13 protein-coding genes are annotated in these 16,829 nt (G+C 46.4%); 11 read left to right on the top strand and 2 right to left on the bottom strand.

Annotation, left to right across the window (positions count from 1 at the left end; genetic code table 11):
• Window positions 1-141 precede the first annotated feature (141 nt).
• Window positions 142-966, bottom strand: a complete 825-nt coding sequence (locus tag QMO62_RS14620) for a WYL domain-containing protein (RefSeq protein WP_284642009.1) — start codon at window positions 964-966, stop codon at window positions 142-144.
• Complete coding sequence (locus QMO62_RS14615; RefSeq protein ID WP_284642007.1) at window positions 953-2,263, bottom strand: helix-turn-helix transcriptional regulator; 1,311 nt, start codon at window positions 2,261-2,263, stop codon at window positions 953-955. The genes QMO62_RS14620 and QMO62_RS14615 overlap by 14 nt, the downstream gene beginning before the upstream one ends.
• Before the next feature lie 594 nt (window positions 2,264-2,857).
• Between QMO62_RS14615 and QMO62_RS14610 the strand changes: the two genes are divergently transcribed.
• The 11 genes from QMO62_RS14610 to QMO62_RS14560 all read left to right on the top strand — a co-directional run bounded on the left by QMO62_RS14610 (window position 2,858) and on the right by QMO62_RS14560 (window position 16,815).
• Window positions 2,858-3,973, top strand: coding sequence for a slipin family protein (locus QMO62_RS14610; protein WP_284642006.1), 1,116 nt, complete (start codon window positions 2,858-2,860; stop codon window positions 3,971-3,973).
• Between the two features lie 19 nt (window positions 3,974-3,992).
• The gene (locus tag QMO62_RS14605; protein ID WP_284642004.1) at window positions 3,993-4,793 is read left to right on the top strand and encodes a nucleotidyltransferase domain-containing protein; all 801 of its coding nucleotides are present in this window, start codon (window positions 3,993-3,995) and stop codon (window positions 4,791-4,793) included.
• Between the two features lie 9 nt (window positions 4,794-4,802).
• Window positions 4,803-6,029 (top strand): RtcB family protein, encoded by a 1,227-nt coding sequence (locus tag QMO62_RS14600; RefSeq protein WP_284642002.1) that lies wholly within the window; start codon window positions 4,803-4,805, stop codon window positions 6,027-6,029.
• Window positions 6,030-6,552: 523 nt separating this feature from the next.
• The gene (locus tag QMO62_RS14595) at window positions 6,553-7,233 is read left to right on the top strand and encodes a restriction endonuclease (protein WP_284642000.1); all 681 of its coding nucleotides are present in this window, start codon (window positions 6,553-6,555) and stop codon (window positions 7,231-7,233) included.
• Between the two features lie 21 nt (window positions 7,234-7,254).
• Entirely contained in the window at window positions 7,255-7,638 is a 384-nt protein-coding gene (locus QMO62_RS14590) for a hypothetical protein (RefSeq protein ID WP_284641998.1), read from the top strand.
• A gap of 33 nt (window positions 7,639-7,671) precedes the next feature.
• The gene (locus tag QMO62_RS14585; protein WP_284641996.1) at window positions 7,672-9,819 is read left to right on the top strand and encodes an McrB family protein; all 2,148 of its coding nucleotides are present in this window, start codon (window positions 7,672-7,674) and stop codon (window positions 9,817-9,819) included.
• Window positions 9,788-12,202, top strand: coding sequence for a DUF2357 domain-containing protein (locus tag QMO62_RS14580; RefSeq protein WP_284641994.1), 2,415 nt, complete (start codon window positions 9,788-9,790; stop codon window positions 12,200-12,202). Before QMO62_RS14585 ends, QMO62_RS14580 begins: the two co-directional genes overlap by 32 nt.
• 429 nt (window positions 12,203-12,631) lie before the next feature.
• Entirely contained in the window at window positions 12,632-13,555 is a 924-nt protein-coding gene (gene cysD / locus QMO62_RS14575; protein WP_284641992.1) for a sulfate adenylyltransferase subunit CysD, read from the top strand.
• Window position 13,556: 1 nt separating this feature from the next.
• Entirely contained in the window at window positions 13,557-15,278 is a 1,722-nt protein-coding gene (locus QMO62_RS14570) for a GTP-binding protein (protein ID WP_284641990.1), read from the top strand.
• Window positions 15,279-15,561: 283 nt separating this feature from the next.
• Window positions 15,562-15,942, top strand: coding sequence for an MmcQ/YjbR family DNA-binding protein (locus QMO62_RS14565; RefSeq protein WP_284641987.1), 381 nt, complete (start codon window positions 15,562-15,564; stop codon window positions 15,940-15,942).
• 252 nt (window positions 15,943-16,194) lie between these two features.
• Entirely contained in the window at window positions 16,195-16,815 is a 621-nt protein-coding gene (locus QMO62_RS14560) for an adenosylcobinamide amidohydrolase (protein WP_284641985.1), read from the top strand.
• The last annotated feature ends 14 nt before the right edge of the window (window positions 16,816-16,829 follow it).

The following is a 16,829-nucleotide window of genomic DNA, read 5'->3' as shown; positions in this document are numbered from 1 at the left end:
GCAGCGTCTTCTGCAAAGGGCCGGCTTGATTAACTGAATGAGAGGAAGCGGCAGTAGTCTGGGTTGTCCATTTATCGTCATCTGGCGATAGGTGGGCAGCCCTTTTTGGCTCAATCTATAGCGAATGTGTTTACGGGCTAATCATGAAGACAGCTCCTCATCACCCGCAACAACCCCATACCGTTCCAAAGCCTTCGTCGACGATTCGAGCATCCGCTTTTTCAAATAATCGCCCTCGGCCACCCGGACCCGTTTCCCCAGAAAACGGATCTTGGATAGTAAATACTCCATCTCATCCCCAAGCAAAGAGACCCTAACTCGATAGGTATCGTTCTCCGCATCGTACTCCACATTTTTTTCGAAGCTGGAGAAGGCGTAGAGGATACGCGACAACTCAGTGTTATAAACCCGGACAATTTCAACGACTACTTCGGTTTTACGCGATTCAAGTGTATTTTCGAGCTTTTTTAAAATGCTTTCCGCTGTTGACAGTGCAATAGATTCTTCCGTGACAGAATGGATATTCTGCAGCCTGGTGCACATGAAGGCGTGATGTCGGGTGTGATACCAGAGCAAATACCATTCGCGTTTGACCATGGAATATTCCAATTTGTATGGAAGGCCAGAATGATCTGTGTTCACGCGGCCATTTCTAAGTCCGTAGGTTAAACGGATTCCCGTCTTGTTCATAATGTGCCGACGCAGAGTCCGTAGGAGCGGGTGATAGACCTGTTTCTCTATGATGCGGGCTTTCTCAATCAAGTGGTGGGAGGTATCCATCATCGGGTCCGGCTCAAGGATGGTACGAAGCTTGTATAATGTTTCCGGAGTAAAAGCATCGGCTGCCGCGGGATGCTCCAGCATCGTCTTCAGCCAGGCCCGTTCGTGGGAGGTGACCATGAAGGTACCGGAATCCTCCAATCGGGAGATGAGCTGGTGGTTAAATATTTTCTCAAACAGATTCATAGTAGGACTGAATCTCCTTCCATTCGGCGATCATTTCCCGGCGTAACGAAGCGGGCTCGAGGATCTCACAGCTGGAACCGAAGCTCCGCAGCCACGGCTTGATTTCGGTAGTCCCGTTTACAGTGATTTCATAGATAAAAGAACTTTCATCTTCAAACAAAATCTGTCCCCACTGCCCCTGAAGAAGCACCCGCTCCTTAACGAAATTCGGTTCCGAAGCATCCGGATTATAAAATCTTACCCGCACCGTCACGGCCCGGCCAGTATCGATCAGCCAGCTGTAACGGATTTTATCAGCAAGCTCCATTTTCTTATCTTCATACCAAGCCTCGTCTACGGATTCATCCTCTTCGATTTGCGTGATCCCTTCCATCCGGTATTTACGAATCCCCTCACGGCCGTGGGACAGCAGATACCATCTTCCATATTGATGATCATAGACAATTTTAAGCGGAAGCGTCTTTTCGACCTTGCCCTCCGTATCCCGTTCAAACAGGGGGTTGGTATTCTTGGAGGCGTAGCTTTTCTCGGATTTTGGTGAGAAATAAAGAAAACGGACCTTACGGCGGTGACGAATGGCATGAAGGAGCGTGAACAGATGCGCCTCATCCAAGATCCTCGAGTAATAGTGATACTTATATAAAAATGGCTCTAAGGCATCCTGCTCGAATTGATTGCGTAGAAAATGTTTCTTGAGTCCGTCACGCAACAGATAGCCTTGCACGGAAGGGATTTGCGAGTTCGCCATCACGTCTACAAAATCATACAAATCAATAAGCTCATCATCCGTTAAGCTTTGGACTAGATCATTCTGAATGCGATACCGGTAGGGGCGGGGTCCGGGTTCCCTCTTGATCACTCCGACCTCCTCCAAGTATTTGAGATCCGACCGAATGGTCTTCTCGTCAGGCGAAGGAAGATCGGAAGGTAGGCTGCTACAGCACGTATCCAAGAGCTCCATCACAGTCAAAGCCTGTTCATTCATCGCGGCCAAAAGCAGCGAGATTCTCTGGCTTTCGGATTCCTTGACGGATTTGGCGCGAAACAGAAACAAGAGCAGCGGGTCTGTGGAGTCATAATAGCTGAAGCGAATGGTCTCGGACAATTCCTTGCTCTGTTCCTGCGGCAAGTGCTGGTGCATGGAGCTTACAACTTCTTTCAGCCGCCGGATGGTTTTATCGAAGGTGTGGACGGATATGCCGAGACGATCAGCAAACTGCTGCCTGCTGAATGCGCCGCTTGTCAGCACCAGCATACGCAGGAATTGAATTTCTTTATCAAAGCTTTCCTTAGCCAAAGGAACCCCCCGTTCGAAAGTAACATCTGCTTCCATTGTAACAGGGGAGGGATTTGGATGAAATGGAAAAGTTTATGCCCAGTCGTAATACTTTCGCCATGTTCGTTCCGATGGAAATGAGCGATGATAGTACCTGTAAGACGCACTGGTTCTTAGCCGGACGGTCGTAACGAGGCGGGGATATCCATTTATCCCGCAGTGCCGTGTCTGTTAGGTTACGGTATCCTGTACGGTCGGGTCGGTAAGAATCCACTATTTGGGGTTCGATTCCCCAATCGCCTGTGACGCGATTCTGGTAGAATACTCGATTTCCAATCGAGAGAGCGAAAACTTGTACAAAGACCAATGGATAGAATCCCTAGCGGCTAGTACAAGCGCACTGCAGGGAAGGCTTTGTAATCCGTGGATACCGATGGTGCGAAATTCCGGACGGCTTTCTAGGGTGGCAGAGGAAGAAGGTGGCTGCAGCAGGGCCCACCTCTTGATTCGAAAATCCTTGAAATCCCGGCAGCTCGCTTATCTCAAACGAGATTCCGCCTGTACCCGCAGTGGGGTTCTACATCCCATGGTCGAACAATGAAAGGGGTAATCCATATGTTTAAAAATGTAACCATCCAAGCGGACCAGCGTGGTTTGCTATTTCATAAAGGAAGCTATGTGAAAAAGCTCATTCCGGGGACCTATCGCTATTTATCATGGTCACAAACCAACGTTGTCGTGTTGAATATCGCGAAGTCGTTCGTTGTAGAGGGCAAAGATTTGCAGTTGTTCCTTCATGACGAAGACCTCGTTCGAGAGCTCGATATCGTACGAGTGCAAGACCACGAATATGTCCTGCACTACGAGGACGGCCAATTCGTACAGCTGCTTAAGCCTGGTATCTACGCCTACTGGAACATACTCAAGAAACATACCTTTATGCAAATGGATATCAGAAAGCCTGAACTGCCCGCCGAGGTTGACCGTTCGATTATACCGAAGCTTGCGGCCGCTCTGCATTCTTATGAAATCGCAAGCTATGAAACCGGGTTTTTATTTTATGATCATGTTTTACAACGAGAGCTTACTCCTGGCAAGTACTACTTCTGGAAAAGTCCTGTTTCGGTTATGGTCAAGTCGATTGACTTAAGACAGCAGCAAATGGATCTCATCGGCCAAGAAATCATGACGGAAGATAAGGTTACATTGCGGTTGAACTTCGTCTGCCAATACAAGATCGTAAAACCATTACGTGCCTTGGAAATGAAATCGTTCGACGAGCAAATTCATATCCAGCTTCAGCTCATGCTGCGGGAATATGTCGGAACGCTGAAATTAGACGATCTCTTGAAACGGAAAGAGGACGTTGCTTCGTTCATCCTGTCCCGTCTAGGTGAGAAGGGTGAAGAGTTCGGAGTACAGTTCCTGGGTGCGGGAGTTAAGGATGTCATTTTACCGGGAGAAATGAAAGATATCTTGAATACCGTTCTGCTTGCGGAGAAGAAGGCCCAGGCGAATCTAATTACTCGTCGGGAAGAAACGGCCTCGACCCGAAGCTTACTTAATACCGCGAAGCTGATGGATGAGAACCAGACACTGTTCCGTCTGAAAGAGCTGGAATTCCTCGAGAAAATATGCGAGAAAATAGGGTCCATCTCTGTTACGGGCGGCGGAGATCTGTTGGAGCGGCTGAGCTCTCTCATTGGTGAGAAGAAGGCTGCAAGTAAATAACGAACACGGAGGATTTCACATGAGCAGTTATCATCAACAAATCGTGACGGAACTTGAGCGCATCGAGCGGGCGGAAAACGTCCGGATCCTGTACGCATGCGAATCGGGCAGCCGGGCATGGGGGTTCCCGTCTAAGGATAGCGACTATGACGTCAGATTTCTCTATGTTAGACCGGTAGATTGGTACTTATCGATTTTTGAGAAGCGGGATGTCATCGAGCGGCCGATCAGCGACATGCTGGACATTAATGGGTGGGATTTGCGAAAAGCCTTGAATTTGTTCCGTAAGTCGAATCCGCCGCTGCTCGAGTGGCTTCAGTCCCCGATTGTGTATCGGGAGAACCATGCAATAGCGGAGCAAATCCGCAGCATTTCTCCACTCACGTTTTCCCCAAGATCCTGTATGTATCACTATTTGCATATGGCGAAGGGAAACTACCGGGAGTACCTGCAGGGGGAGCAAGTGAAGATCAAGAAATACTTTTATGTCCTCCGCCCGATATTGGCATGTGAGTGGATCGAGAAGCACAATACCATGCCACCAATTGAATTTGATCGGTTGGTCGATGCGGTTATGCCAAGCGTGAGCGAGCTTAAGGCGGTGATCGACTGTCTGCTTGTCCGCAAAAAGGCTGGCGATGAGATGGATTACGAACCGAGGATCAATCCGATCAATGATTTTTTGGAGGAAAGAATCGAGTATTATGAGCGGATCGCTGCGGGTATGCAAACGTCCGGTGGGGAGCAGGATCAGCGGCTCGATGAGTTGTTCCGGTCCGTGCAGAAAGAAGTATGGGAAAATGATGAAAGTTGGAGTTGATTATATCTTATGGCATATCAGAATATAGACGGCGTGCGTGTCTGGGGCAATCCTGACGAAGGGGCGCTTGCTCAAGCGAAAACATGTGCGGAAACCGGCAATGTGGTGCAAACCCTGCTTATGGCGGATCATCACAAGGGCTACAGTCAGCCGATCGGTGGAGTTGTTGTCTATGACGGGCAAATCTCTCCTTCCGGCGTTGGCTATGATATTGAATGCGGGAATAAAGCGGTGCGAACCAGCTTGATTGCTAAGGACATAAGGCCTAGGCTGCCAAAGATTATGGATGAGATCGCCTGCAAAATTTCCTTCGGAGTAGGTCGTGTCAATAATGAGAAGGTCGACCATGACCTCTTCGATGATCCGGATTGGGCCGTTTACAGGGCGGTAGGCAAGCAGGAGCACGACAAGCTGAAAGCATTGGCACAGAGTCAGCTCGGCACTGTCGGCAGCGGCAATCATTTCGTAGATTTGTTTGAAGAAGCGGGAACTGGCCGCTTGTGGATCGCCAATCACTTTGGAAGCCGAGGCTTCGGGCACAAAACGGCAAGCGGCTTTATAAACATGGCTGCTGGCCGAGAGTTTCTCGCGAATGCCCCCGGTGAGAAGATGGATCAGCCGCCTGTACTTCTTGACCTTAGCAGTGAGCTTGGCGATATGTATTACAGAGCGATGAAGCTGGCCGGACGTTATGCCTATGCAGGAAGGGATTATGTGATCCGGCAAGTATTAGCCATTCTAGGAACGGAAACGGACCTTGAAGTGCATAACCATCATAACTATGCTTGGAAAGAGACGCACAACGGAAAAGAAGTTGTTGTCGTCCGTAAAGGTGCGACCCCATCTGCACCCGGTCAGGTTGGTTTTATCGGCGGCAGTATGGGCGATATATCCGTTATCGTAAAAGGGAAGGATAGCATAGAAAATAGTGATGCTTACTACAGCACCGTTCACGGGGCGGGGCGGATCATGAGCCGAACCCAAGCGGCAGGCAAAATGAATTGGAAAACCCGCACCCGCAGCGGCGGTCAAATCACCACAGAGCAAATGATGACGGCTGTTCGGGACTTCGGTGTGGAGCTGCGCGGCGCAGGTACGGATGAGAGTCCATTTGTTTACCGGAAGCTCCATGAAGTGCTGGATGCGCATGCCGAAACGATCGAGGTCATGCACGTGCTGAAACCAATTGGTGTTTGCATGGCTGGAGCGGATGAGTTTGATCCTTATAAGGATTGATGAATGTATGACAATAAATCGGGTTGAGGTGATTCATTGTGTTCATTCGAGTTATTAGTCTCATCACGCCCGGCCTGTAAGGGATGAGTTAAATCCCCTTGGCTCTTTTGCAGGCTGGGCCTTATCCCAAGGGGCGTGATGAAATGAAAAACAAATCTAGTAATCGTACTCGAGCGTATTACCGTCATCATCGAAATAGGGTGATGGAGCGCAAGAGCAAGCTTGCCAACAGCTCGGATGGTATGAACAATGCGTAGGGAAGTTTGCTAAGGGCAAGATTTCCTAGGTCTGAGCTCGTAAGATTATGACGAGTGAACAATAGTTGAAAAAATAGAAGATTGCTTTTATATTCGGGAATGGCTGTAGACTCACTATCTACAGCCATTTATTTTTACGGAAAGTTGTCATATCGAATTTGTTGCTACTCTTTTTAAAACAAAATGGCATTTCATCTGGATAAATGTAGGAATTCATCCACCTGTGTCGAATAAATGTTACAAAACCCTAAAATGGAGAGTGACTTATGGCACGGACGTATTATGCTGAAGGGAGACAATTGGCCTATTTTATTCGAGCTACATTTTTGTTCATAGGCCTGGGTGTGTACTTTTATACCGGGCTCAAACAGTATTGGTGGTCGTTCTTTGTCATTTTGTTTGGAAGTATCATCATTGGTGAAATTGTAGGTGCAATGTGGACAAGGAAGAGAAGGCAAGGGAAGAAGGGTTCAACGCAAAGACCCAAAATATCGTCTTCCCAGAAGCCTACAAATACAAAAGCCAGTCAATCAAGTAAAACGAAAACCAAATTATCCGATATTGATCTCCTGAAAGCTAATGTTCATACCTTATCAGGTACTGATTTTGAAAGGTTAATGGAGCTTTACTATAAAGACCAAGGCTACCAGGTACAGCGGGTAGGTGGTTCTGGAGACCACGAAGTAGATCTAATTCTGAAGGGAAAAGAAGGATATAAGATAGCCGTTCAATGCAAACGATGGAAGCAGGATGTCGGGAATGACATTGTACTCCGGTTAAAAGCTGGAAAGCAGGTACATGGATGTTACGATGCTTGGATTGTCACGACAAGTAATTTCACCAAGGCAGCTAAAGAGGCGGCAGACAAGTTAAATATCCAATTAATTAATGGTTTGATATTGGACGACAAGCTCAAGAAATGGAAAACTAAAAAAGGCGTATCTTAATACTATTGGGAGGATGGGCACATGGCTAGAAGAAAGAAACAGTCGATCTCTACATTTTTGGTAAGTGCTTTAGGGTTTTTGTTCATGTGCAAAGTATTTATTTGGGTATTGGAAACTCAAATCATGCATGTGCCGATCCATATACCAGAACTGAATTATGCATTTGCCGGGGTAGCGATAGCTTTATTACTGCGAATAGGCTTTGTTTGGTGGATGGCTCGGCGAAAGAAGGCGAGCTTCGAGAAAGAAGTGGCAGCTCCTGCCCCTGTATATAATCTTACTTCGAATTCTCACAATACGTGTGCAGCATGCGGAAAAACCGTGAGCGAGAAGGTAAAACAGTTTTGTTTAAGTAGACCGGGGCGGTTTCAGGGGAAGATTTTCTGTTATGATCACCAATCTTAAGTTTGACCATTACAACAAGTAGGTAGGTATCCGATGATCAAAACAAACCGTAGTTGGTGGAAAGATGACACCATTCCTAACCTTATAGGACGTAAGCAAATTGATTGGTCTATATTTGATTACGGGACGCACATTCCAATGGACTTTCACGGGGATTTTTTTACCGCAAATCAAAATATCGAGGTACCGCTTGGGCAAAGTCAAAGAGTCGTTCTTATTGCCGAGGGAAATCAGTTCGAGTGTAATTTAAGCCGGATCAATCAGAAAAAGCAAAATAGAGAAGCATTGCAAATTCGATATGACACTAACTCAGAGCTTAAGGATTACATGATAGCCAGGTTTAACTCTACATATAATTACTTGCTCCAGAAGCGTAGCCAGGCGGCAAGTACCAGAAATCCGATCACGGTACCCGAGCAATTTGCGGAGTACTTGGAGTTTTACGCAACAGACAAGCCATTTGTGTATGAGCTGAAATTTATCACTACCGACGTCCCAATCCCCGAAGATCAACCTTCTATTTGGTGGGTTTGTCAAGGGACCTCGTATAACGCTCAGAAAAAAGAGGGGGTTCTATGGGCTCCACTTAAGAGCGTTGGCGGTAAGGCGCAGCACCATTGGGAAACGATGAAGGATGTGAGAGTTAACGATATTATCCTTCATTATTCCACTGGCGCTTTACGCGCTGTCAGTCAGGTCCAAGAAGCCGCGGTCGAGCAACCGAAGCCAGCTAGCTTGTCCGATCAGCAGTGGGAAGAGAAGGGACGTCTCGTTGTCACCGAATACCATGAATTGAATCCACCTATACCATTGGAAGCCATCTCTCAAGATTTACTCCAGCTTCATATCTCGAAAGGGCCAATTAATAAAAAGGGTGGGGTAAATCAAGGCTATCTCTTCCCTTTTACACTGCAAGGGTTAAGTATTGTCCAGAACAAATCGAAGGACACCCCTTGGCCAGAATTCACCTTGCTTTCCGAGGCTGAAGAAGTAGATCAAGATGTGGAGCTAGTAACTCTCAGTGATGAGGAGACGAACGCTCATCTACAAATGGTGAAAGCCTACATTCAGCAGCAAGGCTTTACATACCCTGAGAAATTGATTGAGAACTTCTACTTATCCTTGAAGACAAAGCCTTTCGTTATCCTAGCTGGGATATCCGGTACAGGAAAAACAAAGCTCATCCAGAAGTTCGCAGAAGCACTTGGGGCAACAGAGGCGAACGGACAGTTTACGCTTATTCCGGTTAGACCGGATTGGAATGACCCATCTGATTTAATTGGTTACAAGGATCTCGGAGGAACATTCCGCAGAGGCAAACTAACTTATGTGCTTGAGGTAGCATCCGCATTAGAGAATCAACAGAAGCCATATTTTATTTGTTTGGATGAAATGAATCTGGCGAGGGTGGAGCATTACTTCAGTGATTTACTTAGTATCCTAGAAACGCAGCGTTGGCAAGAAGGTTGCATTGTGACAGATACGGTTGTGGCTGAAGATCAAGTAGGCCGTAATATTGGCATTCCTGAAAATGTATTTTTCATTGGCACGGTAAATATGGACGAAACCACGCATCCTTTTAGTAAAAAGGTACTGGATCGAGCCAATACTATCGAATTCAATCATATCCAACTGGACAATTTCAAAGACTTAGAGGAAGCTGCTGCTTCTTCTGAAGAGGAGTTGGAGTCTGTATACCCAACAGCGCGCTTCTTAACAAGTAACTACCTGCAACTAAAGGACGCATACGCAGAGTATAAAGATATCATCCAAAGCACGGTTAGTCAGTTGGTAAAGATCAATGCGATCTTAGAAAATATCCATGCTCATGTTGGTTTTCGTGTCAGGGATTCGATCTGTTTTTACTTGATATACAACGAACGTTTTTCTTTAATGACGGCCGATGAGGCTATGGATATGCAGATTATGCAGAAGATCCTCCCCCGAATACAGGGGAATAATTCCGTAGTTAAAAAGGTGATCATTGAGCTTCTGTTGTTAGCACTTAACGGATCTACCTCTAACAGCAAAGAATACATGGATGGAGAAAGAGATATTGAGCAAGTATGGGCAAAGCACGTAAACGACAATAACGTGAAATACCCCCAAACGGCAAGGAAGCTCATCTACATGCTACGGAGGCTCGATGATGACGGATTCACTTCATTCTGGGTCTCTTAAGAAGAGTGTGATTCTTCTACACATTGAAACGAATTTGTTCGATCTCTATTTGGAAGGAAAACCGTACCACCCAACGGTTGATATGTTGCAGCTGCATCGAACAGAGGAGATGGAATGGGAGCAGGCGGATCTTCACGTATCTTCTAACTACGAAGCGTTGCAAGTTCAATCTATTGCTGTTTTTAATCCTATAAATGGAGGGTTAGAGCCTTGGCAGCACAACCAGGCTAGTTTTCCTACTTTCTATGAGACGCAAACCTATGGTTTATTAGTAGAGAAGAAAGCGGATATAGATTTAACATTTTTTCATGAGAATCTCGCTTTGCGCGAAGCGATTATGCCTAAGGGAAAGCATATCTTATCGGGGAATTTAAATTTTCAGAATGAGATCGGATTTACGGAGCTTGAGCTCCGTTCGTACGGTTCGTCTCTATTGAAGCTTAGGCTGGAGGTTTTCCCTGTAAAGATGGATTACAAGCGGGATTATCATTCCATTCTTCAGGATATTAATCAACAGATACATAACCTAACGTTTGACTTCCTGCGTAAAACGTACCAATTCACCGGGCTTAAAGAGACGAACCAGCAGAGTCTGACGGAATATTTCACGATATTACGCTATCTTTTTGACCAATTAATTCACGCTGTTCAAAGGATCGAAGGTTCTCCGCACACCAAAATGCATCAAGACCAACGCATCGTCCCAGCCGAGAGGGCAAAGAAAATTAATAACAAAACCTTACAATACTTAAGCAAGCATCCACAACTGTTGGTCAAAGACCAGGCGAATGGAATGATTCAGGTTAGAGGAGAACGATTTGCTCCTACGCATGTATTGGATACTCGAAGAACCATTAATTATGACACGCAGGAAAACCGATTTGTTCGTTGGGTATTTCTCCGTATTGAGCGGAAGCTGAAAGATTTGTGGAAATTGCTGAAGGACCAGAAGCGTCTAGAGGATCCCGTGTTGGCACAGACGATAACCCGCATGCAGAAAGAAGTTCGAAGGGTGCTTCAGTTCGACTTTCTACAAGTGGGATTCATGAAGCAGATTTCGGTTTCCCTAATCATGCAGATGGCTCCGGGGTATCGTGAAGTGTATAAGTCATACCTTATGTTGCTTAAAGGTCTTGCCATTCAGGATGACTTGTTCCAGCTGTCATTAAAGGATTTAGCCACCTTGTATGAGTATTGGTGTTTTCTTAAAATACATCAGTTGTTAAGTAAGAAGTATGAGTTGGTAAGACAGGACATTATCAAGTTAGATTATAGTGGTATCTTCGTTAAATTAAAGAAATCCGCCGCGTCAACAGTAACCTACCGAAACCCTAATAACGGGGAAATTTTTAAATTGTATTACAACCAGACACTTCGAGGACCGACACTTACACAAAAACCAGATAATGTCCTTACACTTAGAAAAGTAGAAACTTCTACTGAGTATAAGTATGTGTTCGACGCAAAGTATCGCTTGAACCCTGCGGAGCCGGGGACTGCTTATTATACGACCTATGACGGACTTCCAGGACCGGAGGAGGGCGACATCAATACAATGCATCGTTACCGAGATGCCATCGTTCATGCGGAAAAGGACTCGGAGCAGTTTGAGCGGACGATGTTTGGGGCCTATGTGTTGTTCCCTTACCCGGATGAGGAGAAGTATAAGGAGCATCGTTTTTACAAAAGCATTAAGTCCGTTAATGTAGGGGCGTTTCCATTTCTGCCGGGGTCTACAAAATTGTTGGAAGAGTTCCTGGATGAGATCATTCTGGATAGTCCGGAGAATGCATATGAGCGAGCTGTCCGGCCAAGAGGGTCGAAGGAATATTACGATAACAAGTATAGCGGCAAGAATGTATTAGTGGGCTGCATGAGTCGCGAGGAACAATTGGAGATTGCGCTTCGGAATAAATTTTACCATACACCGCTTGAAAATATCACAAATCACAGGCTGCTAACACAACTGGAGTATGTTGCGCTCTATCAATCGAAGAAGTTTTTCGGTAAATCTAACGAAATTGTCGGCGTGAAGTACTATGGAAAAATAAAGGACTGGAAGATTGTGAAACGCGGTGAAATCACGGTAATTCCCTCAAAGCACAATCCTCCTGATAAGCTTTATGTGGTGTTCGAGATTGAGGAGTGGGAAACAAGGAAAGAAATCATTCTCCCCGGTGGTCATGGAGTTCGGAGCATTGCTTTTACGTCAAAGTATATATTCGACCGCGCACAGGAAATAGCGGAATTAAAGCTGGAGAATGAGGAAGAGCTGCTTCAATGGCGTGAGGTGCGCCGAAGAGGTCGCGTGGAAGTGAAGTTAGATCATGAGCATCTTGACTATGCGAAGAAGGTAATGAGCGTGAGCTTAAAGGGGCAGTGATAGGGAAGTAGACACCAAGTGTTTATGTTGACGACTTCAACCCATTAATTTCTTGCCGAAATCAAATAACTACTGCTATTCTCGATTCTCTATCTTTATACCAATCCGAGTGTTACTCAGGCTTAATTTCCTGGTCGCTCGGTTTTTTATCCCCTTAAAGGAAAGCAACTGATTTGCCGCGGCGCCGAAACCTCGATATCCCAACGTTTTATCCAGGCTTACCCTCATCCCAAAACCTTTCCAATTCACTCCCCCTCTCTATGTTAGTCCTTTTCGGATCACTTTTCGAAAAAAGTATTACATTCTCCGATGAAAAGGATCGAAATATAAAGAATTTTAGATTCTTCCACTTTGCATAAAAGCCACAATCTGTTATTATATGATGTAATACCGATAGATTTAGTGAGGATTAAAGGGGAGGACCTTTCCATGGAGAAATTAACGCTTGATTCCATAGATGAAATGACACATCTGGATCAACTTGAGGCTGAAGCGATCTATATTATACGAGAAGTAGCGGCGGAATGTGAAAAGCCCGTGATGTTGTATTCGATCGGTAAGGATAGCTCCGTGATGCTGCATTTGGCGTTGAAGGCTTTTTATCCTGAGAAACCGCCATTTCCTTTCATGCATATTGATACAACGTGGAAATTTAAAGAAATGATCGAATTCCGCGATCGCAAAGCGAAAGAATTTGGGATCGAAATGATTGTTCACTCGAATGAGGAAGGCGTTCAACAAGGGATCAACCCGTTTGACCATGGTGCCGCTTATACCGATATTATGAAAACCCAAGCGTTAAAGCAGGGATTGGACAAATACGGATTTACGGCTGCGTTTGGCGGCGGAAGACGGGACGAGGAGAAGTCGCGTGCGAAAGAGCGGATTTTTTCGTTCCGGAATAAGAATCACGCTTGGGATCCGAAAAACCAACGGCCGGAAATGTGGAAGCTTTTCAACACAAGAATCAATAAAGGCGAAAGCATCCGCGTCTTCCCAATATCCAATTGGACGGAAAAAGATATATGGCAATACATTCGAAGAGAAAACATTGATATTGTGCCTCTCTATTTTGCGAAGGAAAGACCCGTTCTCGAACGCGATGGACATCTCATCATGGTGGATGATGACCGGCTGAAGCTCGAACCCCATGAAAAAATCGAAATGAAGAAGATGCGTTTCCGCACGCTAGGCTGCTATCCGCTTACCGGCGGCGCCGAGTCGGAGGCAGATACGCTGGATGCCATTATCGAAGAAACGCTTGGTGCAGTTTCATCCGAACGGACAACTCGGGTAATTGACCAGGAAGCGGCCGGAAGTATGGAAAGACGGAAACGGGAGGGCTATTTCTAAGATGAAGAGTCTGCTTAAATTTATTACATGCGGAAGTGTAGACGACGGGAAATCCACCTTAATCGGACATATGCTTTATGATGCAAAGCTGTTGTTCGCTGATCAGGAAAAAGCATTAGAGCTGGACAGCAGACTTGGCAGCCGCGGCGGAAAAATTGACTACTCGTTGCTTCTTGACGGCTTGCTAGCCGAGCGTGAACAAGGGATCACGATTGATGTGGCGTATCGGTATTTTACGACGGATCACCGCTCTTTTATCGTAGCCGACACGCCGGGACATGAAGAATATACACGTAACATGGCGGTGGGCGCATCCTTTGCAGACCTTGCGGTCATTCTTGTGGACGCTAAGAAGGGTGTCATTACCCAAACCAAGCGACATACCCGGATTTGCGCACTTATGGGAATTAAACATCTTGTTTTAGCTGTGAACAAAATGGATTTAGTGGGCTTCGATCAAAAAATATTTGATGAGATCAAGGAAGCTTTTTCCCGTACGACCGCTGAATTTAACTTTCAAAGCATACAGGTGATTCCCGTTTCTGCTACAGAAGGGGATAATATTACGAAAAAATCAGACAATACTCCTTGGTATAAGGGCCTTCCGTTGTTGTCGTATTTAGAAAATGTGGATGTTCATCAAACCGACAATACGAAACAATTCATGATGCCCATTCAGCGTGTATGCCGGCCTGACCATACGTTCCGCGGCTTCCAAGGCCAGATTGAGGCTGGAAGTATTGCGGTCGGCGATGAGCTGACGACGCTGCCTAGCCATGAAAAAGCAAAAGTCAAACGTATTTTAGTGACGGATCAAGATCGGGATATCGCTTATGCCGGACAACCTGTAACGATACAATTGGACCGTGAAGTCGACGTTTCTCGGGGCTGCGTATTTACGAAAGACGAACAAATTCAAGAGGCGGACAGCTTCAGCGCAACGATTCTTTGGATGGATGATTCCGTACTGACTCCAGGTAAAAATTATTTGGTCAAAGTAGGAACGAAGATCCTGCCGGGTACTGTGACGGCCATTACTCATAAAATCGATATCAATACCGGAAATACGGTTTCAGCAGATCATGTTGTTAAAAATGAGTTGGCGAAATGTGAATTTTCTTTATCGGATGACATTGTTTTCGATTCCTTTGAACAAAATAAAAGCATTGGCGGATTTATTCTGATTGATCGCGTAACCAATATGACATCCGCTTGCGGGGTAATTGACCAGGCACTCCAAAGCTCCGACAAATTGGTACGGCTAGATGCGGAAGTCACCAGAGATGTACGTGCCCAGCTAAAAGGACAGAATCCATTCACCCTCTGGTTCACCGGTTCGTCTTCGGATAAATCCAGCATTGCCAAAGAGGTCGAAAAGCGTTTGGTATCGTCAGGCTACCATACCATGCTGCTCACGAATGGCCAAGGAGAATCTCCGCGGCGATTGGTGGAACTGGCCAAATTGATGAACGATGCAGGACTTATTGCATTGGTAGCGAATGATTACCCGTACGATAATGACCGGGACATCGCGCAAGACATCATTGGGAAAGAATACATTGAGGTTTATGTAAACGGGCCTGCAGGCAGCGGACCTGGGAACTCGGAAATCGAAATCGATACAAGCAAGTTTACAATCGAAGAAGCTGCAGATTATGTAGTGAAGCGAATTATCAAATATTTAATCAATGAGAGTAGTCATGGACAATTCCTTAATTTCTAATGCGAACATAACCCGTGTTTGGTAGCGCAGTCGAGCAAGAAGTGATAGTCTCCCGGACACATGCTTAAACAAACCGACGCAACGAAATAGTCTTTGAAAAATAGTATCCCTACATCATCGTGAAAAGTGATGTAGGGATATTTTTCTTGTTTTCGCGACATGGGCTCCGCCAAAAAATAAGAGGCATACGTCCGGAATCATTACAATGAAATAGGAATCGATATAGTGTAAAATTGTTTATTAATAAAATGGTATTCCTATCATAAGAAAGGCGGACACTTTATTGAAATCTCAACAAGGCATAGATATGTTGGAACGGGTAAGAACCATCTGCGGCTCATGGCCGGAGGTAGAAGAGCTGGTCGATGGCTTCGGTCATAATGTCTTCAAAGTAAAGGGAAAATCCTTCGTCATAATGGGAGAAAATGAAGGCCCTCCGGGACTATCCTTCAAGTCGGATAAAGAACATCAATATTTGCTTCTCCAAAAGGGCGGCTATGTCAAAACGCCGTATATCGGACATCACGGATGGGTTTCGCTTGATACAGCGACAGCTGCCGATTGGGACGAGATGGCTAGTCTGATCAAGGAAGCGTATCTGCGGGCCGCGCCGAAAAGGCTTGTGAAGCAGATACTTGAAAGTGGAAGTAAGAACACAGAGTAGCGTTGGTACGGAACGTTCATGACCGAAGCTAGGGCTCCCATTATGAAGGGGGTTCTTCTTACTGGGTCTGTTTGCCTTATCCGTCATGGTAGTATAGAACATCGCTTGTAAGATAACAAGAAACAGGACCAGGACCTCGAGGCTGTACTCGAATGTGTAATGTAGGATGGACATGAAAGTAGACTGCTCCTTGTGCAGGGCAGTCTTTTGGTATGTCATACAACTTGGCGCAAATAAGCCGCACATGGCATATTGGACCAGCCTGCCCGGACGCTGAATTCATCCCCTTGGGGTGGCGGTCTAGGCTATCACCAATACATAATCAACCAGCAAGTGGACTTGATGTACAACTGCGACGACCCTATCGCGGAGATGGAGTCGTTCTTAGAAGCGCAGCGATTGGAGACGCGGGAGACGGCCTGCCTGATGACGGCTGCCCATGTTGTGGAGGCAGCGGTGGAGAGTGCGGCCTACGGCGAGGCGCAGGTGACCGGCATCGTGACGGTCGGCCTCAGCAACAAGGCGCGGGCGGGGCTGGCGCTGCCGAGGCCGCAGCTGTACCCGGGCACGATCAACACGATCGTGCTGGTGCGCGGCAGCATGACGGATGCAGCTATGGTGAATGCGGTGATGACGGCGACTGAGGCGAAGGCGGCAGCGCTGCAGGCATTGGATGAGCGGATCGAGGGAGACCTGCACGCAACAGGGACGACGTCGGATGCCGTGCTGATCGCAGCCCTCGGCGGGGAGCCGCTGCACCGCTATGCCGGAACGGTTACGGAGGTCGGCTACCTCATCGGCAGAACGGTCTACGAGTCGACTATGGCCGCAGGGCGCCGATACCAAGCCTATCGGAAAGCAAAGCAGGGATAAAGGAACTCCCCCGT

Source organism: Paenibacillus silviterrae, from assembly GCF_030167925.1.
GTDB classification, from domain to species: Bacteria; Bacillota; Bacilli; order Paenibacillales; family NBRC-103111; genus Paenibacillus_G; species Paenibacillus_G silviterrae.
This window is presented reverse-complemented; position numbering and strand designations above follow the sequence as displayed.